Here is a 26,978-nt window from a genome sequence, read left to right on the forward strand (position 1 = left end):
GGCCGCTGTTTCGGAAGGCAGCGGCCAGGGGCAGGCCGGAGCGGGATGGCTTGAATCTGTCCGCAGGTTCTATATTCCCTGATGCGGGCCTGGCCATTCGGGGGTAGGCCAATCCATATCCGGGAGACAAGTCTTGGCCAATAAAAAGACGACCGCAACATCGGTGTCCGCCGCTACGACGGCCCCCCGCCTGCTGTCCGGCGGCAATCCGCAAATTCCCAAAGGCGAGGGCGATGCGCCGGTGCAGGCGTATATCGATGCCATGCCCGGTTGGAAAAGCGAGGTTGGGCGCCGCCTGGATGTCCTGATCAGTCAGGCCGTGCCCGGCGTGCATAAAGCGGTGAAGTGGAATTCGCCCTTGTACGGCATGGCGGGCCAGGGCTGGTTTCTGGGCGTGCATTGCTTCACCAAGTACATCAAGGTAGCGTTCTTTCGCGGCACGTCATTGCAGCCGGTGCCGCCGGGAACGTCCAAGAGCCAGGACACCCGCTATCTGGATATCCGCGAAGGCGATGCGCTGGACGAGGCCCGGTTCCTGGCCTGGGTGAAGCAGGCCAGCGAGCTACCGGGCGAACGCATGTAGCGCGGCAGCTTGCGGTTGGCGCGGCACGCAAGGGAAATCCGTGCAGGAGCCTGACCTCGCGCGATCGGCATGCCCACGTGGACGAACATTGCGGGCGGGTTGGCCGGCCTATCCGCCCGGATGCCTTTCCACCGGGGCATGTTCCTCCATCAATTCCGCCACCCACTCAATGAACACCCGCAGCTTGGCGCTGACGTGCCGGTTGGGCGGGTAGGCGATGTAGAGGGGCATGGGGTCCAGCCGCCAGTCTTCGAACAGCGGCGTCAGTTCGCCGCGCGCCGCGTGCTCGCGCGCCATGTAGTCGGGCAGCCACAGCACGCCCATGCCGGCCAGGCCAGCCGCCAGGTAGGCGTTGCCGTCGTCCATCGCTACGATGTAGCGGCCCTGCGCGTGCACGCTTTCGTCGCCGCGGCGCATGGCGTAGGGCAGCGGCTTGCCGGTGCGCGACCAGAGAAAGCCGACGATGCGGTGGTGGGAGTCTTCCAGGTCGGCCGGGTGGGCGGGCGTGCCAGCGTGTCGCAGGTAGCTGGGCGCGGCGTAGACGCGCAGTTGCAGGTCGCCGATACGGCGGGCGATGAGGGACTGGTCGGTCAGTTCGCCGCCGCGCACGACGCAGTCGACGTTCTCGCCGATGATGTCCACGATCCGGTCGCTGACGCCCATGTCCAGCTGAATGTCGGGGTAGCGCGCATGGAAGGCGGGCAAGGCAGGGGCCAGGATCATGCGCGCCAGCGGGCTGGGCACGTCGACCCGCAGCCGGCCGCGCGGCACGGCCGCGGCGCTGGACAGGCTGGTCTCGGCGTCGTCCATGTCGGCCAACAGGCGCAGCACGCGTTCGTAGTAGACGGCGCCGTCGGCGGTGACGTTGACCTTGCGGGTTGTGCGGTTCAACAGCCGCACGCGCAGCCGCGCTTCCAACTGCTGTACCAACTGGGTAACGCTGGTCTTGCTCATGTGCAGGGTGTCGGCCGCCTTGGTGAAACTGCCGGTTTCCACGACGCGGGCAAATGCCTGCATGGCATCGAAACGGTCCATCGCCACTCCAGGATCTTGGGGATTGTTTGTATTTTACAAACAGTGATGGGCAGTATTACCCGTTTATCGCCCGCCGAGGGGGCCGTAGAGTGCCTGCATGATCAATGCGGGCCCACGCCCATAGGAGAGATGGAATGACAACGCGTGACGTGGTATTCCCGGCGGGACGCCAGGCGCTGTACGAGCGCAACCGGTATTCCCCGGCGATCCGGTCCAATGGTTTCCTGTTCGTGTCGGGCCAGGTGGGCAGCCGCGAGGACGGTTCAAAGGAGCCCGATCTGCAAACCCAGGTACGCCGGGCGTTCGACAACCTGAACGCGATCCTGAAGGCAGCGGGCAGCACGTTCGATGACGTGGTGGACGTGACGGTGTTCATGGTGGATCCGGCGTCCAGGTTCGAAACCATCTGGAAGATCGTGCCCGAATACTGGGGCCAGGCGCCGCATCCGACGCTGACGGCGGTGGGGGTGACGTGGCTGTACGGTTTTGACTTCGAGATCAAAGTCATCGCGAAGGTGCCCGACGGCGGGTAGCCGTTAGCGGACAAGGGCGGACAAGACAAAGGCGCCCCGAGGGGCGCCTTTGCCGTTGCGCGGGAAGCGGGGATTAACCGCGGGCGCGGGCTACGGCCTGGGCCAGGTCTTCCTGCTTGCGGATCAAGGCGGCCTCGATCTGGTCGCGCGGGGTCTTGGTGTCCTTGAGCGGGGCATCCAGGTCCGCGGCGCGCAGCAGTTCCATCAGGTCACGGCTGCGGGTCTGGGTGGACGGAATCGCGCTTTGGTCGACCAGCTTTCCCTTGACGAACTTGGAGACCGTGGTGGACAGCGTGCTGGTCTCGGTGAACGAGGCGCGGGCCAGCTTGCCGTCTTCGTAGCCGATGTCGGTCTTGTTCTCGTAGTTGTCGCGGATTTGGTAGAAGGCGTAGTTCTGCGAATCCGGGTCCGTGGTCAGGTTCAGCTTCTGATCCAGCGACAGCGCGCGATGGAAGCTGGCGCTCAGCGACGACTGCTGCTGTTGCGTGATGGCCAGGTCGAACTGCGGGCGGCCGCTGCTGCGGGTGTTCTGCGAAGTCTGGTACGAGAACGTGTCCAGTTCGCGCGGCTGAGCCGGGTTGGACGCGATGGGCGCCTGGTTGACCGAGGCGGAGAAGTCGGCCAGACCGGACAGCATGGTGCGGTGAACGTCGGCGGGCGCGCCCAGGCGGTTGGTGGTGCCCTGGGGCGACCAGGCGCCATAGCTGCGATGCAGGTCCGAGAAACCTTGCTTGAAGTACGACATCAGGGCGGCATCGCCTTCGCCGCGCTTCTGGGCGCTGTCGAATTTGCCGAGGTAGCTGTCGATGGCCGCGGATTGCTGCTGGGCGCTGCCGAATTGGCTGGGCTTGCTGACGTCGACGTTGATCTGGGCGGAACCGGCCAGGGTCTTGACGGTCAGCGCGCGCTGGCCGGCATCGGCCTGGAACTTGAAGCTGACCTGGTCCGGGCCTTCGGCGCCGACGGTGGCTTCCAGCGATACCGACGACAGGACATTGGTGTCGATCTTGGACAACGCGCTCAGGGCCAGCTTGGGCGGCACCGACGCCAGGCCGTCAACGGCGTCCTGGAACGATTTGGACAAGCCGGCGATGGCATTGCGCTCGGCCTCGGTGAGCTTGGCATCGCCCACGTCGATCTGCACGGCCAGGCCCTTTGCATTGCTGTCGAGCGTGACGTTGACCTTGGCGCCGCTGGCGGTGGTGATGCGCAGCGCCACCGAGTTGTCCGCCTGGGCTTGGGCCTGGGGGCCATCCACGCCGTCCACGGCCGCGGCCGAGCGCGTCGCCGGGACCGATTGCGAGTAGTTGCCGCCATCGGTCTGCAAGCGCGACAGCAGCGCGGCGGCAAGACCCTTGAACTGACCGGTCAGGGACGACGAGCGGACGTTGTCCGACATCAGCGGCGACAGGGCGTCGGGTTCCTGCACCGGGTTGGCGGACAGCGTGTTGGGCGAATAGGTCAGCACGCCGGCCGATTGCTGGCCCAGCGTGACCGAGGTTGATGCGGGCGGTTCGGGGCTGCGGTTGACGTTGGTAACGCGGGACACGCCGCTCGCCGGCGCTTGCGGCGCGATGACGAGCGGGGGCAGTGAAGAGGAGATCGTAGTCATGTCTGCGGTATTCCAGGCGGGCAACAGCTGCCCAGTGATCGTGCCGGGGATATTCAGAATGACTAACGGCAGGCGCGGTGGAAAATTAATGGGCCGCGCGATTTATTATTTGCCGCCGCGATTATCTTTGGCGGGGAAATAATGTCGACAAAACGATGGCTGTGCCGAAACTGAATGCCGTGGATGCAAGCGCATGAATTACGCCGGTTCCGCGGTTATTTTGCCGGGCACGCCCGCGCGATTATTTGACGGCGTAATTGCGCGCTTCGTTTTCGCCGGCCCATTTGCGCAGCGCACCGATGAATTCCGGGCAGACGTTGCCGTCCACGGTGGACCCGACGATGACGCTGTCTTTCATGCGCATCAGCACCTTGCACTCATAGACGCGCGAACGGTTCTGCATGTAGCCGGTGCTGCTTTGCTGGAAGACCGGCGTGGCCGCGGTGGTGTTGGTGGCGGGAATCATGCCCACGACCTGCTGGTTGGTGCCGGTGACGACCCATTCCTGGTAGGGCGCGGTCTGATAGTCGGACCATTCCAATTCCATCGTGTTGCCGATGGCGCGCTTCCTGGACGGTTCGCCCAGCGCGGCGATGGCGTCGTTGATGCTGCGGCCTTCCATGTTGCGGGCGACGTTGACGCTGGGCGAAAACGACAGGCCTTCGGAGAAGACTTTGCCCAGCGAGGGCAGGGCCGAGCTGCCCCCGGTGGGCATCGGGGCGCAACCGGCCAGACTGGCGGCGGCCAGGATGGCGGTCAGCAACAGTGGCCGGCGAACGTAAGGGTGCAATAGCGGCGTCATGGTGTGCAGTCGGTGCTCCGTGGCGGTGGACCCCTGTAAGGGCAAGCGGGCGCTCAACGCGTTTGTTTCTCTTCGTGACAGGTGCGTTGCCTGGCGGAATGCGCGAGCGTTGCCAAGGGCTGACAGCTCGCTTAAGAAAAGTCCGCCATTTTTACCGGAAAACGGGGTCGGCTTCGTGCTGAGAGGTGTGAAATTTGTTACTCAATATGCCTGCGCGGGCTTTGCTAGGGGACGGAGCGGGTTGATTGCTTTGCTAAGATCGTGCCCGCTAAATCCCTTCGATCCGGAAACCGACGATGATGCCTGCCCGATTCATGCCGATAATCCGCACCGTATTCGCCGCCCTGGCGTTGATGACGGGTTTGTTTTCCGCGGCCGCGCACGCCGACACGCTGTATGGCGGTATCGCCACAGATGGTAAACACGCCAAGATCTACTGGGCGCTGCCCGAGGACTCGGGCAAAGAGGCCGAGGCGGCGGGGGTGGCCGAATGCCGGCGCGCCGGCGGCAAGGACTGCAAGTCCCTGAGCTGGTTTTCGGACAGCTGCATGGTGTATGCGCGCGGCCTCACGTCCAATGACCTGTTCCCCGGCAACAGCGTGTCGCCTGAGATGGCGGCCAAGAAGGCCATGCGCCGCTGCACGGCGGGCAGCCCGGACGGCAAGTGCCGCCTGGCGACGATGCCGCTATGCGTGGGCCCGGGCTACAGCGCCGAGGACCTGCAGGCGCCCAAGACCGCGACGCCTGCCCAGCTGGAAGCGTTGTCGGCCAAGCTGAACGATCGCGAATACTGGGGCGCCATCGCCGAGCAGGACTCCGGCGGTTTGAGCTATGCCGACGGCTATCCCAACGAAAAGGACGCGATCGGCAAACTGCTGGACTGGGAAGACTGCAAGGGCTGCACCAAGGTGCTGACCTACAAGGACAGCTGCGTCGGCCTGGCCTGGGCCAAGGGCAGCGAGGGCCGCGGCACCGGCTTCACGGCGCTGGACCCGGACCCGAAGCGCGCGCGCGATGCGGCCCGCAATACCTGCAGCGCCAAGACCGGCGCACCGAACTGCGTAGCGATGGTGCGCTGCTCGGGCCGCGCCTATATCGACGGCTATGCCGGCATGGACGAAAAGCCCAACTGAGACGGCTTGAGGTAGCCGGCGCGGCAAGTCATGCGCGCGCCTGCCGGGCCGAGTTCGCGGCCGGCCCTTTCCGCGTCAATACCCCCTGGCCAGGTCCGCCCCTTCGGCGCCACCAACGCCTGACCAGGTCTTTCCCGCCTACTTGTCCAGCCAGGGCGCCTGCTGCCACAGCTGCTGGAATTCCGCTTCTCCCGCCGCGAGTTCCTTGGCGTATTCGGGCGGCGCCAGATAGCGTAGCGGCGCGAACATGGCCTTGGCTTTGGTCTGGAACTCCGGGTCGTCCACGCTGCGCCTGACGGCTTGCACGAGCTTGTCGCGCACGTCGGCGGGCAGGCCCTTGGGCGCAGCCAGGCCGCGCAATGACGCCAGTTCGAAGTCGTAGCCCTGTTCCTTGAAGGTGGGGACGTCGGGCAGCGCGGCCGAACGGGTTTTGCCCATCTGACCCAGGAAGCGCAGCGGCGTGCCGCCTTTCTGGTACTGCAACGCCTCGCCCACATTGATCGCGCCGATGGTGATTTCGCCGCCGGCGAGCGCGCCGCGCACTTCGCCGGCTCCCTTGTACGGAATATGGCTCAACTGCGTCGACGAGGCCCGCTCGAATTTCAGCATGGCCAAGTGGTCGTCGGAGCCCGTGCCGGTGGTGCCGACCGTGACCTTGCCCGGGTTCTGCTTGGCGTAGGCCGACAGATCGGCCAGCGTCTTCATCGGATTGTCCTTGAGCACGCTGAACGCACCCGGATCGTCGATCAAATTACCCAGCAGATCGTAGCTCTGCCAGGTGAAGCTGGACTTGCGCTCGATCGGGATGGTCAGCAGGTTGGGCGTGTTGATGAAGCCGATGGTGTAGCCGTCAGGTTGGGCCCGCGCCAGTTCGGTGAAGCCGATGGCGCCGCCCGCGCCGGGGCGGTTCAGCACCACGATGCGGGCGTCGTTGCCCAGATATTTCTGCAGATACGGCGCCATCATCCGCGCCACCAGGTCGGTGCCGCCGCCGGGTCCATAGGACACGATCAGGTTGATGGGGCGTTCCGGGTAGCCGGCGGCCGGGACAGCGGCGGCGTAAAGGCTGGCGCAAGCCAGGGCGGCGCCCGCCAGCCTGCGCAGGGCTTGGCGTGTGTTGCGGTGTTGCATGGTTGTCTCCTCGCGGTGCGTATCGTCGGCGGGGTCGCCGCGATTTTTTTTCTATGTCAGGGCGGCGATGCGTGCTGCGGCGATCGGCCAGACTTCAGGGTTGATCAGTTGCGGCGGCCGTTCGCCGCGCAGCATCGCCAGCAGCTGGTTGGCCGATGAACGCGCCACATTGCGGCGGGCTTCGTGGGTGACGCCGGCGGTGTGAAAGGTCGCCACCACGTTAGGCAGCGCCAGCAGCGGTGCGTCGTGCGGGGGCGGTTCGTGTTGCCACACGTCCAGCCCGGCGCCGCGCAGATGGCCGCCGCGCAGGGCGTCCAGCAGGGCGTCTTCGTCGTGAATGCCGCCGCGCGCGGTGGACACAAACACCGCGCCCGCTTTCATGGCGGCGAAGGCGCGGGCATCGAACAGGCCGCGGGTCGAGGCGTCCAGCGGGCAATGCAGCGACACGATGTCGGATTGCGCCAGTAAATCGGCCAGGGTAGCGGGCTGCGCGCCGCGGCTGCGTATCGTGTCGTCGTCCAATAGCGGATCGTGGGCCAGCACGCGCAGGCCGAAGCCATGAGCGATCTGCGCCACGCGGGTACCGATCTGCCCCAGGCCCACCAGGCCGAGGGTGCCGCCGTGGATTTCGTGGCCCATCAGGTCTTCGCGCGAGAAGCCCGTGTCGTGCCGCAGGCGCTGGTGCGACTCGACCACGCGGCGCTGCACGGCCAGCAGCAGGGCGTAGGTGTGCTCGGCCACCGACGCCGCGTTGGCGCCGGCCTGGTTGACCACGGCGATGCCGGCGCGGGTGCAGGCGGCCACATCCACCGTGTCATAACCCGCGCCGCCCGAGGACACGACCATCAATTCCGGGCATTGCGCGATCAGTTCAGGTCCCACGAACCATTGCCGCGGCAGTTCATCTTTGGCGGCGGACACGTGATAGGCATGGGCGGTGCGCAGGCCTGCCCGCGTGCGGGCGTCGTCGCCGCGGACGGGCAGCACCGACAGCGCGACGCCGGGAGCCGCGCCGATGATCTGGTCGAACGCCGGATCCAGCCATAGGTCCAGACGGCAAAGCCGGGCGCGGCGCGCGTTCACAGCACGCCTCGGGCTTTGAGCGCGGCATCGACCCAGCGGCGGTCCAGGGCGCCGCGTTCGATGTCCTGCAGGATGGCGGCTTCGGCGGCGGCGATGGCGCGCACCCGTTCGGCGATGGCGGGCGCCTGGTCCGGCCGGATGGCCAACAGGCCATCGGCGTCGCCGATCAGCAGGTCGCCGGGCAACACCACCATGCCGTCGACGCTGACGGGCACGTTGATCGCGCCGGGGCCGTCCTTGTAGGGGCCGCGGTGCGCGACGCCCCGGGCGAAGACGGGCAGGTCGCCGGCCGCCAAGGTGTCGCTGTCACGGACCGCGCCGTCGATGACGAAGCCCGCCAGCCCGCGCTTGGCGGCCCAGCCGGCCATGATCTCGCCGATGATGGCGTTGTGGGTATCGCCGCCGGCGTCCACCACGATGACGTCGCCGGGTGCGGCCATGTCGATGGCCTTGTGCACCATCAGGTTGTCGCCCGGCCGGGTCTGCACGGTGAAGGCTCGACCCAGAATGCGGCGCGAGCGGTGCAGCGGGCGTAGCGCGGATGTGCCGACCGTGCGGCTCATGGCGTCGCTGATGTTGGCGACCGCCAGGTCGCGGTAGGCGAGCAGCGTGTCGCGGTCGGGCCCGGGCGGGCAGTCGTGCAGGGTGAAGCCAAAGTCCGGCATGTCGCGAAGGTCTCCGTCAGGGGTGAGTGCCAGGGGCGACTCTACCCAGCGGCTATCGCGAGATAAAGCGAATAATTTGACTGCTTATAAAACGCTTTTTGGAAAGTTTTGGGGTCCGCGGCGACATCAGGCGAGCCCGGTGGGCGCATGGAAATCCAGGGCGTCTTGCGCCAGGGTTCGCAGCGTTTTCAGCAGGGGCCGGGTGTCGTCGCGCCGCCATTGAAAGGTGTAGGGCAAGGGCCGCAAAGGCGGAAAGCCCGGCAAAGGCAGCAGGTCGCCGCGCGCGATCAGGATCTGTGCCCAGGCCCGAGGCAGAAAGCCCAGCCCCAGCCCCTGGCGCAGCAGGCCTGCGATGCCGCCCCAACTGTTGCAGCACAGATTGCGGCCCGGCGAAACGTGTTGGGCAGTCAGCCAGTCGTCCAGCATGCGGATGGCGCCCGAACTCTGCGGCAGGGTGATCAGCGTCTGGCCGGGCAGATCGGCCGGCGTGAGCGCGGCGGGATCCGGCACGGCGCGCGCGGTGGCGACCCATTCGAAGTCGGCGCTGCCGATCAGGCTGGATGCGATCGAGGCGCGCGAGGACGGACCGGCGATCACGGCGAAGTCGAGTTCGCCGTCTTCCAGGCCGCGTTCGACCAGCTCGCCGACCCCCACGAAGGGTTCGACCAGCAGGTTGGGATGGGCCTGCTGGATCGCGTCGATCAACTGCGGCATCCAGGTCAGTGCAGTCAGTTCGCCGGCGCCGAAGCGGCAGCGGCCGGAATAGGCCAGGTTGTCGCTGGCCTGCTGCATGAACTGGTCGGCGTTGCGCAGCAGGTCCTTGGCGTGCGGCACCAGTTGTTCGCCCAGCGCCGTCAGCGCCGCGCTGCGCGCCGTGCGGCTGAACAGGTCGGCGCCGATCGCGGATTCGAGTTCGCCGATGCGCTTGGACAGTGACGATACCGAGATGTTGAGCCGGTTGGCCGCGATGGCAAAGTTCTTGCAGGTGGCGGCCCAGTAGAACGCTTCGAGTTGTTTGAGTGTCATGGCGCGTCCGGCGGGGTTGCCGCGAAATCGAGAGTGAACAAAAGAGTAATAAAGAATATCGATAAAGTCGCTTTATTCAAAGCATCGCCGCGCCTATAGTCGTGCGCCATTGCCCACGACACCCGGCGGCCCCCGATGGCCGCCCGCGCCAGGAGCCCGTCCCGCATGTCCAAACGCCTGCGCCATCTGCTCAGCCTGCACGATTTCGAGGCCGCAGCCCGCCGCGTGCTGCCCAAACCCCTGTTCGCCTACGTTTCCGGCGCGGTAGAGGACGGCGTGTCCGAACGCGCTAACCGCCGCAGTTTCGAGCGTTACGCGTTTCGCCCCAGGGTGCTGGTGGACGTGTCCGCGTGCAGCACGCAGGCCACGGTGTTGGGGACCTCCTACGCCGCGCCGGTCGGCATCGCGCCCATGGGCATTTCGGCGTTGTCGAGTTATCGCGGCGACCTGGTGCTGGCACGGGCCGCGCAGGCGGCGCAGGTGCCTTGCATCATGAGCGGTTCGTCGTTGATGCGCCTGGAAGAGGTGGTGAGCGAGGCGCCCGGCACCTGGTTCCAGGCCTATCTGCCCGGCGATGGCGCGCAGATCGACGCCTTGATCGACCGGGTGGCGGCGGCGGGCGTGGGCACGCTGGTGCTGACGGTGGATACGCCGGTGGCCGCCAACCGCGAAAACAACGTGCGCGCCGGCTTTTCGACGCCGCTGCGGCCCAGCCTGGGCCTGGCGTGGCAGGGCGCGACGCATCCGCGCTGGCTGTTCGGCACCTTCCTGCGTACGCTCTGGCGCCATGGCATGCCGCATTTCGAGAACAATTACGCCACCCGGGGCGCGCCGATCCTGTCGGCACGCGTGTTGCGCGATTTTTCCGACCGGGGGCATCTGAACTGGGACCATGCGGCGGCGATCCGGCGGCGCTGGGCCGGGCGCATGGTGATCAAGGGCGTGCTGCATCCCGATGATGCGCGGCGCGCCCGCGCGTTGGGCATGGACGGCGTGATCGTGTCCAACCACGGCGGGCGGCAGCTGGACGGCTGCATGACGCCGTTGCAGGCCTTGCCGGACGTGGTGGACGCGGCGGGCGGCATGGAGGTGATGCTCGACAGCGGCGTGCGGCGCGGCTCGGACGTGCTCAAGGCGCTGGCGTTGGGCGCGCGCTGCGTGTTCGTGGGCCGGCCGTTCAACTATGCGGCCGCGGTCGCGGGCCAGGCGGGCGTGGCGCACGCGGTCCACCTGATCGTGGCAGAGGTGCGCCGCAACATGGGGCTATTGGGCGCCGTGGATCTGGCGGCGGTGCAGGCCGACCATCTGGTGCAGGCCGTGCCGTAACGCCTTCGGCGGATCCGCGCACGCGTCAGCCCTGCGCCTGGACCTGCCGGGCGGCATTGCGCACCACCTCCTGCAACCACGCCAACGCTGCATCGCCGGGGGCGCGGCGGCTGCACACCATGTCGATGTCGAACGGCCCAGGGTCCACCTCGGGGGGGAGCGGCCGCAGGGTCAGGCCAGCGCCTGCCAGCCGCAACGCCGCGCGGCGCGCCAGCGTGGCGATCAGGTCCGTGCCCTGTACCGCATGGGGCAGCGCCACGATGTGGGCAAAGGTGCAGGCCACCCGGCGCCGATGCCCCAGCCGCGCCAGGGCCGTGTCCACCACGCCGCGCGACGAGCCGTCGTCGCTGGGGGTGAACAGGGCGTGGGGCAGGGCCACGTAGCGCGCCAGGTCCAGCTTGCGGCTGCGCAACGCGGGATGACGCTGGTCGGCGATGCAGACGAAGTGCTCTTGATAGAGGCGTTCCTGCAGCATGCGCTTCGGCGGCGTCAGATGCCCGCCGATGGCCAGATCCACGCTGCCGTTGTCCAATTGTTCGTAGAGGGCGGCGCGGTCCAGCCGCGCCACGCGCAGGTCGACCCCGGGGGCTTCCTGCCGCAGGGCGGCGACGATGTGAGGCACGATGACAACGTCGGCGTAGTCGCTGGCGGCCACGGTGTAGCGCCGCCCCGTAGCGGCCTTGGGGTCAAAGCCCGTGCCTTGCGTCAGCGCCTGGCGGATCTGGTCCAGCGCCGCGCTCACGGCCGGCATCAGCGCGGCGGCCTTGGGGGTGGGCTGCATGCCGTCGGCGGTGCGCAGGAAAAGCTCGTCCTGGAACAGCAGGCGCAAGCGGCCCAGCGCGCTGCTGACCGAGGGCTGGGCGCGGTTGATGCGCTGGCCGGCCAGGGTGACGTTGCGGGTGTCGTAGAGGGCTTCGAAGGCAACCAGCAGGTTCAGGTCGATGGCGGATAGATTCATTTCATCAATAGTACGAATAGCGATTATCGATTTCAACAATTCCTTGGCGCCGCCCTACGATGGCGGAAACGACCCAAACCCAAGGATGCGGCAATGCCCACTGTATTGATTACCGGAATCGAGCCCTTTGATGGCGAATCGCTGAACCCGTCGTGGGAAGCCGCCAGGCGGCTGGACGGCACGCAGGTGGCTGGCGCCACGCTGGTGGCGCGCCAGCTGCCCTGCGTGATCGGCAAGGTAGTGGGCGTGCTGCGCCAGGCCATCGCGGACACCCGGCCCGATGTGGTGATCTGCCTGGGACAGGCGGGCGGGCGCAGCGATGTCTCGATCGAGCGGGTGGCGATCAATGTGGTGGACGCGCGCATTCCCGACAACGAAGGACGCCAGCCGATCGATGAGCCGGTGGTCGAAGGCGGCCCGGCGGCATATTTCTCGACGCTGCCGATCAAGGCCATTGTGCGCGACCTGCGGGCCGCGGGCGTGCCGGCGTCGGTATCGTCGACGGCAGGCACCTACAACTGCAACACGATCTTCTACGGCCTGGCGCATTACATCGCCACGGAACAGCCCATCTTGCGCGGCGGCTTCGTGCATGTGCCGTACCTGCCGGAGATGGCGGCGCACCATCCCGGCCAGCCCAGCCTGGCGCTGGCCACGCTGATCGAAGGCGTGAAGATCATGGTGGCGACGACGCTGGCCGTGAAGGCGGACATCAAGGCCGGCGGCGGCGCGTTGCACTGAGCGGGCGGCAGACATGGATTCGTTCAAGAGCGCCGACATGTTCGCGCTGGACGGCGTGCCGTTCCAGCATCGCCGGGTCGTGGTGGATGGCCTGGGCTACCACGTGGTCGAGGGCGGGGCGGGGCCGGCGCTGATCCTGCTGGCGGGCTTTCCGCAGAGCTGGTACGCATGGCGCCGGGTGATGCCGCTGCTGGCGCCGCATTTCCGCCTGTACGCGGTGGACCTGCCGGGGCAGGGCGATTCGGACAAGCCGCTGGACGGCTACGACACGCAGACGGCGGGCGAGCGCCTGCGGGCGCTGTTCCATACGCTGGGCCTGACGCGGTACGCGCTGGCCGGCCACGACATCGGCGCCTGGATCGCCTATCCCTACGCGGCGCGTCACGCCGCCGAGGTCGAGCGGCTGGTGCTGCTGGACGCCAACATTCCCGGCGTAACGCTCAAGCCCGCCATCGAATTGGGGCCGGACAACTGGAAGAGCTGGCACTTCCTCTTCAATACGGTGCCGGACCTGCCCGAGGCGCTGCTGGCGGGCCGCGAGCGGGTGCTGATCGAATGGTTCTTCAGCCGCAAGACGGCCAACAAGCCCGGCGTATTCAGCCGCGCCGACATCGATGAATACGAACGCGTCTACCAGACGCTGGGCGGGCTGCGCGGCATGCTGGGCTACTACCGCGCGGCGCATCTGGACGCCCAGCAGAACCGGCCGCTGCGCGAGACGCCGTTGACGGTGCCCGTGCTGGCGCTGGGCGCAGACCAGGGCAGCGCGCCGGATCTGTACCAGGCGTTAAAGCCCCTGGCGCACGATCTGCGGGGCGGGGTGCTGGCGGACTGCGGCCATTACATACCCGAAGAGCAGCCGCGCGAGCTGGCGCGGCGCATGCTGGCGTTCCTGACTTAAGGGGCCAGGCATTTCCACATTGCGTATCGGTATTTGTGGGCCGCCTGGCGCACCCCTATCCTGGTTTTCACCGGGGCCCATGACGGCCCCACAGTCAGCCAGGAGTGACCGATGGGCAGTAAACGCAGATCCGTCCTGAAGGCCGTGCTCGGCCTGGGGGCGGGCGTGGTGGTGGGCGCGGGACTATTGAGCAATATGACCGGCGCGGCCCCCGCCGTGGGCGACGACGCCAGCCGCTATCCGACCCGGCCGGTCAAGCTGATCGTGCCGATCGCCGCCGGCGGCAGCGCCGACAAGCTGGCGCGCACCGTGGCGCAGAAGCTCAGCGAGAAGTGGGGCCAGAGCGTGGTCGTCGAGAACCAGCCCGGCGCCAGCAGCGCCATCGGCAACGCCGCGGTGGCGCATGCGCGCGGCGACGGCTATACGCTGTTGCTGGGCGGTGACGCGCTGTCGCTGAACGCGCTGCAGCCCGGCAAGCAGAACTACGATCCGGTGCGCGACCTGCAAGGCGTAACCAAGGCGGTGGTCAATCCGCAGCTGCTGGTGGTGCGGCCCGGCCTGGGGGTGAAGACCTTCCAGGAATTCGTGGCCCTGGTGCGCCAGCGCCCCGGCGAGATCTCGCTGGCGCTGCCCGGGGGCAACGGCAGCCTGCAGCATCTGGCGGTGGAACTGCTGAACGAGCGCATCGGCGCCAAGACCAACCAGATTCCCTATCCGGGCGGCGGGCCCGCGACGCTGGATGTGCTGGGCGGCCACGTGGACGCCATGCTGATCACCCTGGCCGCGGCCACCGAGAACGTGCGCTCGGGCAAGCTGGTGGCGTTGGCGGTGACCACGCCTTACCGCTCCAAGGCACTGCCAGACGTGCCGACCATCCAGGAAGCCGGGCTGGCGGACTACGCGGTCGAAAGCTGGCAGGGGTTCGTGGCGCCGGCGTCCTCGCCCAAGGCGCTGGTGGACCGTATCAATCGCGATGTGGTGGCGGTGCTGCGCGAGCCCGAGACGGCCGCGCTGCTGGAAAACCTGGGATTCGCCATCGCGGCGAGCTCGCCCGAGGCGGTGGACCAGACCGTGCGCGACGACATCGCGGCCTATCGCCGCGTCATCGCCGCGGCCGACGTCAAGCTCAATTGAGCATGCAAGGGGCGCGCCGCCTGGCGCGCCAGCGGTTTCATATCCATATCTGAAAGTCTTCTTTGTGTTGAGCGCCGCGGCCACGCAGCATAGAACGCTGTTCAATGCTTACGGCGCAACAACATGAAAACTCGCAATACCCCCAGCCTGTTCCTGCGTACCGCGGCCGCCCTGGCCCTGGCGGGCATCGCGGCGGCCGCCCACGCGGACGCCACCCTGGACAAGATCAAGGAACGCGGCACCGTCACCATCGGCGTGCTGGCCAATGGCGGGGTGTTCGGCTCGATCGATCCGAAAACGCAGGAACTGGTGGGCTGGAACCCGGACCTGGCGCGCGAACTGGCCAAGGGCCTGGGCGTGAAGGTCGAACTGGTGCAGGTGCAGACCGCCACTCGCACGCAGTTCCTGATCTCGGGCAAGGTCGATCTGCTGATCGCGTCGATGGAACTGAATCCCGAACGCGCCGAGATCCTGGGCTATGCGCCGACCCCGTTCTTCCGCGTGGGCGGGGCGGCCGCCACGCGCCGCGACAGCGGCATCGCCCAATGGGAAGACCTGCGCGGCAAGCCGGTGTGCGTGTCGCAAGGCAGCAGCTTTGCGCGCCCGTTGCAGGCCGACTACGGCGCGGTGGTCAAAGGGTACAAGAGCGCGTCCGATTCGTTGCTGGCGCTGCGCGGCGGCCAGTGCGTGGCGGCGGTGCACGATTCGACCCTGATCCATCCGCTGTTGCGCAACAACCCGGAATGGTCGGCCTACCACGCGCCGATCGCCACCGAGGTGCTGCCGGCCAATTCCGTAGTCTGGACCCGCAAGGGCGAGGCCGACACCATCGCCGCGGTCGACAAGGTGATCCAGGGCTGGCACCGCACGGGCTGGCTGATCGCCACCGAGAAGCGCCTGGACATCCAGCCCGCGCAGCCGCTGCTGCAGGAACTGCATGACAAGTACAAGCAGGGCGCCTGAGTCCGGCCAGGTACGCACGAGTTGGAAAAGATGATGAATCGACAAGCAATGCAATGGGCCGCCGCATTGGCGCTGGGGGTTTTCGCCTCGACGGCGGCGCATGCCGACGCCACCCTGGACCGCGTCAAGCAGCGCGGCAAGCTCGTGGTAGGCGTGGACGGCGCCAGTCCGCCGTTCGGCCTGCTGGATCCGGCCACCGGCAAGGTCGGGGGCTTTCAGACCGAGCTGGGCCGCGATATCGCCCAGCGGCTGGGCGTGGCGCTGGAAACGGTGCCGGTTACCGCGGCGACGCGGGTGCAGTTCCTGCAAGCAGGCAAGGTGGATCTGCTGATCGCCAACATCCAATGGACCCAGGAACGCAGCGAAATCCTGAGCTACGCGCCCACGCCCTACAACCTGGTGGGCGGGGCGGCCATGGTGTCCAAGCGCAGCGGCATCAAGCGCTGGGAAGACCTGAAAGGCAAGGTGGCCTGCGTGTCGCAGGGCAGCAACTTCGCCAAGCCGCTGCAGGATACCTACGGCGCGGTGGTGAAGGGGCTGCGCAACATTCCGGAATCGCTACTGGCGCTCAAGGGCGGCAGCTGCGATGCGTCGGTGCATATCCAGCCGGCGCTGTACGAGACGCTGCACGGCCCCAACGGCAAGGAATGGGACGGCTTCGAGCTGGCCACGTCCGACCAGTTGATTCCGTCGCCCACCGTGATCTGGACGCGCCGCAACGAGGCCGACACGCGCGCCTTCGTCGACGGTGTGATCCGCGACTGGCACAAGTCCGGGCTGCTGGTGCAGCAGGCCGAGAAATTCGGCGTGCCGGCCGATTACCTGAAACAGGCCCAGGCCGATGCGCGCAGCGGCAAGTTCGACAACGCGCCGCCCGAGGCCCAGTCCAAGCCTTGAACCCGACATCTCTTGCAAAGGTCCAGTCATGACTGAATCCCTGTTCCCTGGCGTGCTCTCGCGCCGTGTTCGCGGCGTGGAACTGTCGCCCATTGCGGCGGCCGGCGCGCGCGCCGCGCGGCTGGCGGCCGAGGGCCGCTCGATCGTGGTGGTGACGTCGGGCGAGCCCGACTTCGATACGCCGCAGGCGATCAAGGACGCCGCCGCCGCGGCGCTGGCGCAAGGCCAGACCAAGTACACGCCCACCGCCGGCACCGCGGCATTGCGGCGCGCGGTGGCCGACCGCTATCGCCAGCGCCACGACCTGCCGGTCGATGCCGGCAACGTCATCATCTCCAATGGCGGCAAGCAGGTGATCTACCTGGCCCTGGCCGCCACGCTGGACGAGGGCGACGAAGTGGTGGTGCCGACACCGTACTGGCCGACCTTCCTGGATTCGGTGCGGGTCAACGGCGGCACGCCGGTGCTGGCGCCGACCGCCCAGGCCGATGGCTTCAAGCTGACGCCGCACGGCCTGCGCCAGGCGCTGACGCCACGCACCAAGTGGCTGATCCTGAATTCGCCGGGCAATCCGTCCGGCGCCGTCTACAGCGCCGCAGAACTGGCGGCGCTGGCCGCGGTGCTGCGCGACCACCCGTCGGTGCTGGTGCTGTGGGACGAGATGTACGAAGAAATCTGGTTCGGCGAGCCGCCGGCGCACCTGTTGCGCGTGGCGCCGGACCTGGCTGCCCGCACGCTGGCGGTCAATGGCGTGTCCAAGGCCTACGCCATGACTGGCTGGCGCATCGGCTGGGGTGTGGGTCCGGCGGCGCTGATCGGCGTGCTGGAAGCCGTGCAGTCGCAAGTCTCGTCGGGGCCCAGCTCGCTGGGCCAGGCCGCGGCGCTGGCGGCCTTGCAGGGCGTGGCGGACGACTTCGTCGAGACAGCGCGGCAGGCGTATGCGCGCCGTGCCCGCCTGGTGGTCGACGGCTTGAGCGCGGTACCCGGCCTGCAGGTGACGGCGCCGCAAGGCTCGTTCTTCGCCTGGATCGGCGTGGCGGACCTGATCGGCCTGCCGCGGCCGGACGGCGGCGTCATCGCGGATGACGGCGACGTGGCGGATTGGCTGTTGCAAGCCGAGGGCGTGGCGGTGGTGCAGGGCGCGGCCTACGGGCTGTCGCCGTACCTGCGCCTGTCGTTCGCTGCCTCGGACGCCACGCTGCAGGAGGCGGTGACGCGCATCGGCCGCGCGGTCGCGGCGCTGCGTCCCGCCCAGGCGCTGGAGGCGGCCGCATGATCGAACAGGTTTTGCAGGCCTGGGTGCATTTCTTCAAGCCCCTGGGCCTGAACTACAGCTTCGTACTGGATCCGGGCGAGCTGTCCGCCTTTGGCCATGGCCTGCTGGTGACCGTGCAGCTATGCGCCTGGACCATCCCGGTCAGCCTCGCGTTCGGCGTGTTGATCGCGTCGGGGCTGACCAGTGGCCGGTTCTGGCTGGCGCGGCCGTTGCAGGGCTTTGTGGAACTCACCCGCAACACGCCGACACTGGTGCAGCTGTATTGCGCCTTCCTGGTGCTGAACATGCTGATCAACCAGAAGCTGGGCGGCGGCAGCCCGGTCACGCCCTTCATGTGGGTGGTGATCGTGGTGGCGCTGCACAAGGGGGTGTTCCATGCCGAGGCCCTGCGCGCCGGCATCGAGGCGGTGCCGTCCGTGACGTTGGAGGCCGCCAGGTCGCTGGCGTTTTCGCGGCGCCAGATCCTGACGCAGGTGCAGTTGCCGCTGGCGCTGCGTTTTGCCTTGCCGGCGCTGGTCAACAATCTGGTGGACCTGGTGAAGATGACCGCCATCGCGTCCGCGATCGCGGTGGGGGATGTGACGTACGAGTCCATCATGATCTGGTCGCACCGCGATAATGTGCTGGAGCTGCTGCTCTTGATCCTGCTGTATTTCGGTCTGCTGACCTGGCTGGTGAGCGTGGGCGGACGCTGGCTGGAAGCGCGCTTGAGGATGCCCGGCTATGGCCAATGATCTCGCATTGAATGTGGCGGCTGCGCGCCGCGCGGGCGGCGGCCTCAATGCGCTGCTGCGCGACCCCTGGTTCGTGCTGCTGCTGGCGCTGGCGGCGCTGGGCGCCCTCTGGGCGCTGACGGGCACCACGCCGGCGGCGGTGCAGTACTTGTGGCAATGGTCGCCCGCGCTGTTGCGCGGCCTGGGCATGAACGTGCAGATCAGCGTGCTGGCCATGGCGCTGGGCACGTTGCTGGGCCTGGTGGTGGGCGCGTTGTCGCTGTCGCCGTCGGCGCTGCTGCGGCGCCTGACGCGGACCTATGTGCTGGCGTTTCGCAACGCGCCGATCCTGGTGCTGGTGTATTTCACGACCTACGTGTTTCCGTTCGAGCTCAACCTGGGCGGCTGGAACCTGCCGTTTCCGGATTGGATCAAGGTGGTGATCGGGCTGGGCCTGCCGGCCAGCGCCAACGTGGCCGAGATCTTCCGCGGCGCGATCCAGTCTATCCCCGAGGCCCAATGGGAAGCGGCGCAATCACTGGCGTTTCGCCGCACCCAGGTGCTGCGGATGATTGTGCTGCCGCAGTGCGTGCGGCGCATGCTGCCGTCGTGGATGAACCTGTACGCCAGCATCACCATGAGCACCTCGCTGGCCTCGCTGGTGGGGGTGCACGACCTGGTCGACACCGCTACCGTGGCCAGCAATACCGTGGCCCGCAGCGACTTCACCGTTCTGATCTATTTCACGCTATTGGCGCTTTTCTTCGCCTACTGCTATCCCATTTCGCGCTGGACGCGCTACCTGGAACGACGCCATGCGCACCTCTGACACCGGCCTGCGTGCCGCCATCGCCCCTGCACTGGTCAGCCTGCGGGATGTCCACCTGGCCTTCGGGCAGACCGAAGTGCTCAAAGGTATCGACGTCGAGGTCCGCGCGGGCAATGCCGTTTCCATCATCGGACCGTCGGGCTCGGGCAAGTCCACCATCTTGCGCTGCATCACTGGCCTGCTGCGGCCGCAGCGCGGCGAGATTGAGGTGGGCGGCGTGCGGGTGGATGCCCTGAAGTCCGAAAGCGAACTGATTGCGTTGCGCAAGCGGGTCGGCTTCGTGTTCCAGCAATACAACCTGTTTCCGCACCTGAGCGTGCTGGAAAATCTGGTGATCTCGCCCATCAAGGTCGGCGGCCAGCCGCGGGCCCAGGCGCAGGCCCTGGCGCGCGAGCTGCTGGCCAAGGTGCGCATGGATCACAAGGAAAATGCTTATCCCGGCGAACTGTCGGGCGGCCAGCAGCAGCGCGTGGCGATCGCCCGCGCGCTGGCGCTGCGGCCGGAGCTGATCCTGTTCGATGAAGTGACATCGGCGCTGGACCCGGAAATGGTCGGCGAAGTGCTGACCGTGATCCGCGACCTGGTCAACGACGGCCTGACCTGCGTGCTGGTGACGCACGAGATGCGCTTTGCCCAGGAGGTCAGCGACACGGTGTATTTCACCGAGGCCGGGCGCATCGTCGAGCATGGCTCGCCGGCCCGCATCTTCGGCCATCCCGCCAGCGAGCGCACCCGCGCATTCCTGCAACGCACCTCGGCCGAGCCGCCGGCGCGGCGCGTTCAGCCCGACCCCATCGACGCCTACCTGACTTTCGATCCGCTGCGCCTTGCAGTGTGACCTTTCTCGCCTTCCGGAGCCGCCATGACCACCGACACTTCCGTTTCCCAAGACCGCCGCCGCCATGTGCAGGATGCCCTGGCCGACATTCGCGGCCTGTTGGCCGCCGCGCCCTTGACCCGCGACCTGCTGGCCCAGGTGACCGCTCGCCTGGAGCAATTGGCCGCGCACCGCGCGTTGTTTCCCGCCACCGATTTCCCGCCGCCAGGGGCCGGGCAGGGCGTGGGCGCGTCCACGCGCTATCGCCTGAACCCCGATGATGGCGACGGCGCGCCGGCGCTCTATCTGAATTCGATCAATCCGGGCAAGACCACCTTGCCGCACAATCACACCACCTGGGCCGCCATCGTGGCGCTGTCGGGACAGGAACTGAACCGCGTCTACCGCCGCAGCGACGACGGCTCGCAAGCCGGCCGCGCCACGCTGGAGCAGGTGCGGGAAGTGGTGGTGCAACCGGGTCAATCGGTGTCGTTCCTGCCGGACGACATCCACAGCATCCACGTCACCGGCGACGAACCGACGCTGCACTTCCATCTGTATGGCCAGCCGCTGGAGACCCTGTCGGGCCGCATCGGCATCGACCTTTCCACGGGCGAGATCGTGAACTACAACGCCACCCAGATGAAGCCGGGCCAGGAGCAGCGCGCATGAGCGGCCTGGACCAAGCCCACGTGCAGACCCGCCTGGTGCACGCCGGCTCGCCCGAATTGAACGGCGGGGCCGGACCGGTCAACGTGCCGGTGGTGCGCACCAGCACGGTGCGCTTCGCCGATACCGCAACGCATGCAGCGCTGAACGGCCAGCGTGCCGCCGGCGAGCGCGTGGCCACATACGGCCGCCATGGCCTGGACACGCACCAGGCGCTGGAGGCCGCGGTGGCGTCGTTGGAAGGCGGCTACCGCAGCATTCTTGCGCCTTCGGGCTTGTCGGCGATCGTGCTGGTGCTGCTGGCGACCCTGGCCCCGGGCGAACACGCGCTGGTGTCGGACAGCGTCTACTCGCCGGTGCGGCGGGTAGACAAGACACTGTTGCAGCGCTACGGCATCGAGCTCGAATACTTTTCGCCGGGCAAGGACGACCTGGAAACATTGATCCGCCCCACGACACGCTTGCTGTATCTGGAATCGCCCAGCTCGCTGCTGTATGAAGTGCTGGACCTGCCGGCGCTGGCCGCCACGGCGCGGCGCCGCGGCGTGTTGGTGGCCACCGACAACACCTGGAGCGGCGGCCTGTATTACCAGCCGCTGGCGCTGGGCGCGCACATTTCCATCCAGGCGGCCACCAAATACCTGGCCGGCCATTCCGACGTGATGATGGGCGTGGTGACCGTGGACAGCGCCGAGCTGGCGCAGCGCATCGGCGCGACCTACGATGCGCTGGGCCTGGCGGTGGGCGCGGACGACGCTTACCTGACGCTGCGCGGCATGCGCACGCTGGACGTGCGTCTGGCGCGCCATCATCACAACGCGTTGAGCGTGGCGCAATACCTGTCGCGCCATGCCGACGTGGCCCGCGTGTTCTACCCGGCGCTGCCGCAAGACCCCGGCCATGCGCTGTGGCAACGCGATTTCAGCGGCGCCAGCGGGCTGGTGTCGTTCGCCTTCCCGGCGGGGCAGCCGGGCGCGGCGGCGCGCTTTATCGACGCGCTGCGCTATTTCTCGATCGGCGCGTCCTGGGGCGGCTACGAAAGTCTGGCGCTGCAGGCCGCGCCCGAGCGCCTGGCCGAGCACAGCGTCTGGGAAGGCGCGGGCGAAGTGGTGCGCCTGCACATCGGCCTGGAGCATCCGCTGGACCTGGTCGGCGACCTGGACCGGGCTTTCGGCGTGGTGCGCGACGGGCTGCGGCGCAGCGCTTGACGCATATGCAAATGACTCCATGTGTTTAGGGTTTCTGATTATGTAGAAGCAATTACAACCTCTTTGTCCGGTTGTACCCCCGGGTACTAGAATTTGCCTTGTTCCACGGTTGGCGGCAGGGCATGTCTTCTATTTCATCCATCGGTTCGGTACAGCTTTCCTTTGTGGCGCGGCGGCTGGACGCGGTGCGCGAGTTCTACTTGCGCACCGTGGGGCTGGACGAAGTGCCCGCGGCGGGCGGGCGCTTGCTGTTCGCGCTGGGCGATGCGACGCTGTCGCTCTCGCCCGTCGACGAGATCAGCCGCGAGGTCAAGCCCGACTACCTGACCATCAAGACCCGCGCCTACGACGACATCCTCTTGCGCCTGCGCGACGCGGGCTATCACCCCGTCTGTTCGCTGCCTGACGCCGGCCAGCGCGTCATGTACGTCAAAGACCCTTCCGGCAATCAACTGGCCTTTCTCGGCTAGGGCCGGGCAAGGCTTCTCCCGGTATCCGATTCCGGCATCCGGTATCCACAGGCCCAGCGATCCATGAACTTCCAGCAACTGCGTTCCGTGCGCGAGGCGGTGCGCCGCGACTTCAATCTGACCGATGTGTCGGAAAGCCTGCATACCTCGCAGCCGGGCGTCAGCCGCCAGATCCGCGAGTTGGAGGAAGAGGTCGGCGTCGACATCTTCGTGCGTTCGGGCAAGCGGCTGATCGGCCTGACGCCGCCGGGGGAATTGATCCTGCCGCTGGTCGAGCAGATCCTGCAGTGCGCTGACAACATCCGCCACGCGGGGGCCGAGTACGCCGACAGCCGCACGGGCGTGCTGTCCATTGCCGCCACGCATTCGCAGGCGCGCTACGCCTTGCCGCCGGTAATCAAGGAATTTCGCCAGCGCTATCCCGAAGTCGTGCTGCACCTGCACCAGGGGTCGCCCAAGCAGGTGTCGGAAATGCTGCTGGAAGGCGAGGCCGACATCGGCGTGGCGACCGAGGCGGTGGCGGATTATCCGGGCCTGTTGAACCTGCCGTGCTACCGCTGGAGCCACAGCATCATCGTGCCCAAGGGCCATCCGCTCAGCGCGGTGCAGGGCGGCATCAGCCTGTCGCAACTGTCGCGCTATCCCATCATTACCTACGGGCGCGGCTATACCGGACGAGCGCATATCGACGAGGCTTTCGCACGCGCCGGCATCACGCCGGACATCGTCATGACCGCGATGGACGCGGACGTCATCAAGACCTATGTGGAACTGGAGCTGGGCGTGGGCATCGTGGCGGCGGTGGCCTGGGACGCCGAGCGCGACACGCGGCTGTGCGCCATCGACGCGCGCCACCTGTTCGAAATCAACCTGACCCGCCTGGCCATCCGCCGCGGCGCCTGGCTGCGCGGCTACGCCTTTCATTTCATCGAGATGTTCGTACCCACGCTGACGCGCGCCGTGGTGGACCAGGCGCTCAAGGGCGAGGCCTGAACACGGCCGGCTCACCACGGCTCCGCAATCAATCGGCCGTCGACAAACCGCCGGGTTGCGGCCGGGACGCCGTGGGCCGCATCCATGCAGCGCCCGCATATCCATAGAAACATTTCTACGTTGTCCGCGCGGGGGCCGCGGACGTAGGCTGGTCCGGTTCTTCAACTCAGGAATTCCGGGCCATCCCATGAGCACCTCTTCCCACGCGGCGGCCGCCGCCCATGCATCCCCCATCGACAGCGAACGTGCGCAAGCCGTGCGCTCGTTCATCGCCCAGGTCAAGGCCGTGGCGCCGGACCCCGCGCGGGCCACGCCGGACCAATTGACGCAGGTGGCCACGCTGCTCGAAGCCCTGGGCCGCCGCCGCGAGCTGTTTCCGCCCGACGCTTTTGCGGTGGTGCCGGGCCGGCCCACGTCGATCTACCGGCTGGCCGAAGACGTGGACGGCGGCTATGCGCTGTACCTGTCGCTGGGCGAACCCGGCAAGGCGCAGCCGCCGCACGACCACACCACCTGGGCCATCATCGCCGGCGTATCGGGCAACGAGCGCAACGAGGTCTATGCGCGCAGCGCTGGGGCCGAGCCGGGCCGCGATGTCCTGACGCACGTGCGCCGCGTGGACGTGGGCCCGGGCGCTTCCATCGTGCTAGGCCCCAGCGACGTGCACACCATCGAACTGGTGGGCGATGCGCCGGGCGCGCATCTGCATTTCTACGGCCTGGCGCTGGACCGCCTGCATGGCCGCGTGGTGTTTGAAAGCACCGCGGGCGGCTCGTACCGCACGTTCTCGCCGCCGGCCGCGATCTACCACGCGCGCCTGTCGCCGGCCGGCTTGCAAGCCGAGCTGCGCGGCGAGGCCGAGATCGCCGTGCTGGACGTGCGCGAAGCCGGCCGCTACGCGCGCCGCCATCTGCTGTACGCCGTGCCCGCGCCGCTGTGGCGCCTGGAAGTGCTGGCCGACCGCCTGGTGCCGCGCCGTGACACGCGCATCGTGCTGGTGGACGACGACGAAACGCTGGCCCACCAGGCCGCGGCCAAACTGACCCGGCTGGGCTGGACCGACATCTCGGTGCTGGCCGGCGGCACCGACGGCTGGGAAAGAGAAGGGCGCGAACTGTTCTCGGGCACCAACGTGCCCAGCAAGGCGTTCGGCGAGGTCATCGAACACGAAAAGCACACGCCCTGGATCGACGTGGACGAACTGCACGAGCGCGTGGCGCGCGGCGATGACATCGTGGTGGTCGACAGCCGCACCCCCGAGGAATTTCATAACTTCACGCTGCCGTTCTCGCACAGCCTGCCGGGCGCCGAGCTGGTGTACCGCATCCGCGAACTGGCGCCGGACCCCAAGACTTTCGTGGTGGTGAACTGTGCCGGACGCACCCGCAGCATCGTCGGCGCGCAGACGCTGATCGACGCCGGCATCCCCAACCGGGTGGCCTCGCTGCGCAACGGCACCATGGAATGGCTGCTGTCCGGCCGCGAACTGGCCTACGGCCGCCAGGCGGCGCTGCCCGAACCGTCGGCCGATAGCGCCGCCGCCGCCCGCGAGCAGGCCCGCGACGTGGCGCAGCGCGCCGGCATCGGCCACATCGACGCGGCCACCCTGCAGGCCTTCGAGGCCGAACAGGCGTCGCGCACGCTGTACAAATTCGACGTGCGGACCCGCGAGGAATACGAGACCGGCCACCTGCCGGGCTGGCGCTGGGCGCCGGGCGGCCAACTGGTGCAGGCCACTGACGAATACCTGGCCACGCGCCGCGCCCGGGTGGTGCTGGTCGACTGGGACGGCGTGCGCGCCCAGACGACCGGCGCCTGGCTGGCGCAATTGGGCGCGGTCGAGGTCTACCTGTACCAGCCGCCCGCCTTGGCCGCGCTGGAACGCGGCGCCGAAACGCGCCGTGTGCTGCGCCATCGGCCGGACGCGCCGGCGCTGCGCGCGCAGGCCCTGCAAGCCGCCCTGGATGCGGGCGAGGTCGAGGTCTTCGACGTGGAGTCGCGGCTGGCCTACGAGCGCGGCCATGTGCCCGGCGCCCGCTACGCCGCGCCGGACCGCCTGCAGGAGTTCCTGCCTGCCGACACGCAACGCGCCATCGTGCTGACCTCGCCCGACGGCGTGCTGGCCAGCGTGGTGGCGGCCGACCTGGCCTGGCGCACCGGCCGGCCGGTGCGCTACCTGCTGGGCGGCACGCGCGCCTGGCAAGCCCAGGGGCTGGCGCTGGCCCAAGGCGCCGGCGGCGTGCTGACCGGCGACGACGACCAGAGCATCAGCCCGTACCTGTTCGACGACCTGTCGGCGCGCGACCAGGGCTTTCGCGACTACCTGGACTGGGAGCTGGGCCTGGTGGCGCAACTGGAACGCGACGGCAGCGCCGATATCCGCCTGATCGCGGCGGCTTGACCGGGCGCGGCGTCCTCCCCGATGCATCCGCCTTGTAGTAATCAAGTTATGCCTACAAAGTTGTTCCTGACTGTAAGCTGAACACATATTCTCCGGATTCCCAGGCCCGTTCGCGCCTGCTTCCGGAGAACATGATGTCCCTATCCAAACTGCTGGCGGGCGCCTTCGCCGCGCTGGCCAGCCTGACGGCCTTTCCCGCCACGGCGCAGCATGCCAAGTACCTGGTCACCACCGAATGGCTGGAAAAGAACCTGAACGACCCCAAGGTGCGCGTCGTCGAGGTCAGCGTCAACCCCGGCCTGTTCGAGCGCGGCCACATTCCCGGCGCCAGCAACGTCAACTGGCACACCGACCTGGTCGACACCGTCAACCGCGACATCGCGCCGCCTAAGCAATTCCAGGGCCTGCTGGAACGCTCCGGCATCAACACCGACACCACCACCGTGCTGTACGGCGACAACAACAACTGGTTCGCCGCCTGGGGCGCCTGGATTTTCGACATCTACGGCATCGACAATGTGAAGATCCTGGACGGCGGCCGCAAGAAATGGGAAGCGGAAGGGCGGCCCCTGTCCAACAGCGTCAAGACCCACGCCGCCGGCAACGTCCGCATCAAGGACGCCAACCCGGCCCTGCGCGCCCACCTGCAGGACGTGCTGGCGGTCGCACGCAAGGACAAGCAGGGCGTGCTGGTCGACATCCGCTCGGCCGACGAATACAACGGCAAGATCTTCGCGCCCAACGGCGTGCCGGAACTGGCCGTCCGCGCCGGCCACGTGCCCGGCGCGGTCAACGTGACCTGGAGCAAGCTGGTGGCCGAAGACGGCACCTTCAAGTCAGCCGACGAACTGCGCGCCATCTACCAGGCCGCTGGCGTCGACGGCAGCAAGCCCATCATCACCTACTGCCGCATCGGCGAGCGCTCCAGCCATTCCTGGTTCGCGCTGCGCAAGCTGCTGGGTTACGACGTGCGCAACTATGACGGCTCGTGGACCGAATACGGCAACAGCGTCGGCTCGCCGATCAGCAACCCGTCCGGCACGGTCTGGGGCAAGACGTAAGTGGCAGTCCCGGAACAC

The 26,978-nt window shown here is 67.7% G+C and carries 27 protein-coding genes; 19 read left to right on the plus strand and 8 right to left on the minus strand.

Going from position 1 to position 26,978, the window contains the following annotated elements; translation table 11 throughout:
• Nucleotides 1-163 precede the first annotated feature (163 nt).
• Nucleotides 164-583: a DUF1801 domain-containing protein gene (locus tag A9974_RS18730; RefSeq protein WP_370539650.1), complete on the plus strand. Its 420-nt coding sequence runs from the start codon at nt 164-166 to the stop codon at nt 581-583.
• Between the two features lie 108 nt (nt 584-691).
• Here A9974_RS18730 and A9974_RS18735 read toward each other — a convergent pair whose 3' ends face one another.
• A complete protein-coding gene (locus tag A9974_RS18735) occupies nt 692-1,618 on the minus strand; it encodes a LysR family transcriptional regulator (RefSeq protein WP_183005671.1) in 927 nt (308 codons plus the stop codon).
• A gap of 134 nt (nt 1,619-1,752) precedes the next feature.
• On the opposite strand from A9974_RS18735, the gene A9974_RS18740 reads away from it, so the two are divergent.
• A complete protein-coding gene (locus tag A9974_RS18740) occupies nt 1,753-2,151 on the plus strand; it encodes a RidA family protein (protein WP_183005672.1) in 399 nt (132 codons plus the stop codon).
• 73 nt (nt 2,152-2,224) lie between these two features.
• Here the strand turns inward: A9974_RS18740 and A9974_RS18745 are convergent, their stop codons facing one another.
• Complete coding sequence (locus A9974_RS18745; RefSeq protein ID WP_183005673.1) at nt 2,225-3,763, minus strand: hypothetical protein; 1,539 nt, start codon at nt 3,761-3,763, stop codon at nt 2,225-2,227.
• A 241-nt stretch (nt 3,764-4,004) separates the two neighbouring features.
• Nucleotides 4,005-4,565 (minus strand): hypothetical protein, encoded by a 561-nt coding sequence (locus A9974_RS18750; RefSeq protein ID WP_183005674.1) that lies wholly within the window; start codon nt 4,563-4,565, stop codon nt 4,005-4,007.
• A gap of 296 nt (nt 4,566-4,861) precedes the next feature.
• Here A9974_RS18750 and A9974_RS18755 point away from each other — a divergent pair, with 296 nt between their 5' ends.
• Complete coding sequence (locus A9974_RS18755) at nt 4,862-5,698, plus strand: DUF4189 domain-containing protein (protein ID WP_183005675.1); 837 nt, start codon at nt 4,862-4,864, stop codon at nt 5,696-5,698.
• A gap of 138 nt (nt 5,699-5,836) precedes the next feature.
• Here the strand turns inward: A9974_RS18755 and A9974_RS18760 are convergent, their stop codons facing one another.
• The 4 genes from A9974_RS18760 to A9974_RS18775 all read right to left on the minus strand — a co-directional run bounded on the left by A9974_RS18760 (nt 5,837) and on the right by A9974_RS18775 (nt 9,603).
• Complete coding sequence (locus tag A9974_RS18760; protein WP_183005676.1) at nt 5,837-6,829, minus strand: tripartite tricarboxylate transporter substrate binding protein; 993 nt, start codon at nt 6,827-6,829, stop codon at nt 5,837-5,839.
• A gap of 51 nt (nt 6,830-6,880) precedes the next feature.
• Nucleotides 6,881-7,912 carry a hydroxyacid dehydrogenase gene (locus tag A9974_RS18765; protein ID WP_183005677.1) on the minus strand — a complete coding sequence of 344 codons (1,032 nt, stop codon included), beginning with the start codon at nt 7,910-7,912 and terminating at the stop codon, nt 6,881-6,883.
• Nucleotides 7,909-8,577: an RraA family protein gene (locus A9974_RS18770; RefSeq protein WP_183005678.1), complete on the minus strand. Its 669-nt coding sequence runs from the start codon at nt 8,575-8,577 to the stop codon at nt 7,909-7,911. Before A9974_RS18770 ends, A9974_RS18765 begins: the two co-directional genes overlap by 4 nt.
• A 126-nt stretch (nt 8,578-8,703) precedes the next feature.
• A complete protein-coding gene (locus tag A9974_RS18775; RefSeq protein ID WP_183005679.1) occupies nt 8,704-9,603 on the minus strand; it encodes a LysR family transcriptional regulator in 900 nt (299 codons plus the stop codon).
• Between the two features lie 165 nt (nt 9,604-9,768).
• Here A9974_RS18775 and A9974_RS18780 point away from each other — a divergent pair, with 165 nt between their 5' ends.
• Nucleotides 9,769-10,929 (plus strand): alpha-hydroxy acid oxidase, encoded by a 1,161-nt coding sequence (locus tag A9974_RS18780; RefSeq protein ID WP_183005680.1) that lies wholly within the window; start codon nt 9,769-9,771, stop codon nt 10,927-10,929.
• A 25-nt stretch (nt 10,930-10,954) separates the two neighbouring features.
• Here the strand turns inward: A9974_RS18780 and A9974_RS18785 are convergent, their stop codons facing one another.
• Nucleotides 10,955-11,887, minus strand: a complete 933-nt coding sequence (locus A9974_RS18785; protein WP_183005681.1) for a LysR family transcriptional regulator — start codon at nt 11,885-11,887, stop codon at nt 10,955-10,957.
• Nucleotides 11,888-11,980: 93 nt separating this feature from the next.
• Here A9974_RS18785 and pcp point away from each other — a divergent pair, with 93 nt between their 5' ends.
• The 15 genes from pcp to A9974_RS18860 all read left to right on the plus strand — a co-directional run bounded on the left by pcp (nt 11,981) and on the right by A9974_RS18860 (nt 26,960).
• Nucleotides 11,981-12,628, plus strand: a complete 648-nt coding sequence (gene pcp / locus A9974_RS18790) for a pyroglutamyl-peptidase I (RefSeq protein ID WP_183005682.1) — start codon at nt 11,981-11,983, stop codon at nt 12,626-12,628.
• Between the two features lie 13 nt (nt 12,629-12,641).
• Nucleotides 12,642-13,529 (plus strand): alpha/beta fold hydrolase, encoded by an 888-nt coding sequence (locus A9974_RS18795; protein ID WP_183005683.1) that lies wholly within the window; start codon nt 12,642-12,644, stop codon nt 13,527-13,529.
• Nucleotides 13,530-13,640: 111 nt separating this feature from the next.
• Nucleotides 13,641-14,663: a tripartite tricarboxylate transporter substrate binding protein gene (locus A9974_RS18800; protein WP_183005684.1), complete on the plus strand. Its 1,023-nt coding sequence runs from the start codon at nt 13,641-13,643 to the stop codon at nt 14,661-14,663.
• 123 nt (nt 14,664-14,786) lie between these two features.
• Nucleotides 14,787-15,626, plus strand: coding sequence for a transporter substrate-binding domain-containing protein (locus A9974_RS18805; RefSeq protein ID WP_183005685.1), 840 nt, complete (start codon nt 14,787-14,789; stop codon nt 15,624-15,626).
• 33 nt (nt 15,627-15,659) lie between these two features.
• Complete coding sequence (locus tag A9974_RS18810) at nt 15,660-16,523, plus strand: transporter substrate-binding domain-containing protein (RefSeq protein ID WP_183005686.1); 864 nt, start codon at nt 15,660-15,662, stop codon at nt 16,521-16,523.
• Between the two features lie 28 nt (nt 16,524-16,551).
• Nucleotides 16,552-17,799, plus strand: a complete 1,248-nt coding sequence (locus tag A9974_RS18815; protein ID WP_183005687.1) for an aminotransferase class I/II-fold pyridoxal phosphate-dependent enzyme — start codon at nt 16,552-16,554, stop codon at nt 17,797-17,799.
• Nucleotides 17,796-18,533: an amino acid ABC transporter permease gene (locus tag A9974_RS18820; RefSeq protein ID WP_183005688.1), complete on the plus strand. Its 738-nt coding sequence runs from the start codon at nt 17,796-17,798 to the stop codon at nt 18,531-18,533. The genes A9974_RS18815 and A9974_RS18820 overlap by 4 nt, the downstream gene beginning before the upstream one ends.
• Nucleotides 18,523-19,341, plus strand: a complete 819-nt coding sequence (locus tag A9974_RS18825) for an amino acid ABC transporter permease (protein WP_183005689.1) — start codon at nt 18,523-18,525, stop codon at nt 19,339-19,341. The genes A9974_RS18820 and A9974_RS18825 overlap by 11 nt, the downstream gene beginning before the upstream one ends.
• A complete protein-coding gene (locus A9974_RS18830) occupies nt 19,328-20,179 on the plus strand; it encodes an amino acid ABC transporter ATP-binding protein (RefSeq protein ID WP_183005690.1) in 852 nt (283 codons plus the stop codon). Before A9974_RS18825 ends, A9974_RS18830 begins: the two co-directional genes overlap by 14 nt.
• Before the next feature lie 24 nt (nt 20,180-20,203).
• Nucleotides 20,204-20,830 (plus strand): cysteine dioxygenase family protein, encoded by a 627-nt coding sequence (locus A9974_RS18835; protein WP_183005691.1) that lies wholly within the window; start codon nt 20,204-20,206, stop codon nt 20,828-20,830.
• Complete coding sequence (metC, locus tag A9974_RS18840; protein WP_183005692.1) at nt 20,827-22,035, plus strand: cystathionine beta-lyase; 1,209 nt, start codon at nt 20,827-20,829, stop codon at nt 22,033-22,035. Before A9974_RS18835 ends, metC begins: the two co-directional genes overlap by 4 nt.
• 122 nt (nt 22,036-22,157) lie before the next feature.
• On the plus strand, nt 22,158-22,505 hold the full coding sequence (locus A9974_RS18845; RefSeq protein WP_183005693.1) for a VOC family protein: 348 nt from the start codon (nt 22,158-22,160) through the stop codon (nt 22,503-22,505).
• Nucleotides 22,506-22,568: 63 nt separating this feature from the next.
• Nucleotides 22,569-23,498, plus strand: a complete 930-nt coding sequence (locus A9974_RS18850; RefSeq protein ID WP_183005694.1) for a CysB family HTH-type transcriptional regulator — start codon at nt 22,569-22,571, stop codon at nt 23,496-23,498.
• 187 nt (nt 23,499-23,685) lie between these two features.
• Complete coding sequence (locus A9974_RS18855; protein ID WP_183005695.1) at nt 23,686-25,899, plus strand: rhodanese-like domain-containing protein; 2,214 nt, start codon at nt 23,686-23,688, stop codon at nt 25,897-25,899.
• A 131-nt stretch (nt 25,900-26,030) separates the two neighbouring features.
• Complete coding sequence (locus A9974_RS18860; protein ID WP_199169003.1) at nt 26,031-26,960, plus strand: sulfurtransferase; 930 nt, start codon at nt 26,031-26,033, stop codon at nt 26,958-26,960.
• Nucleotides 26,961-26,978: the final 18 nt, after the last annotated feature.

The sequence above is a fragment of the Achromobacter sp. UMC71 genome, assembly GCF_014170305.1.
GTDB lineage: Bacteria > Pseudomonadota > Gammaproteobacteria > Burkholderiales > Burkholderiaceae_B > Achromobacter.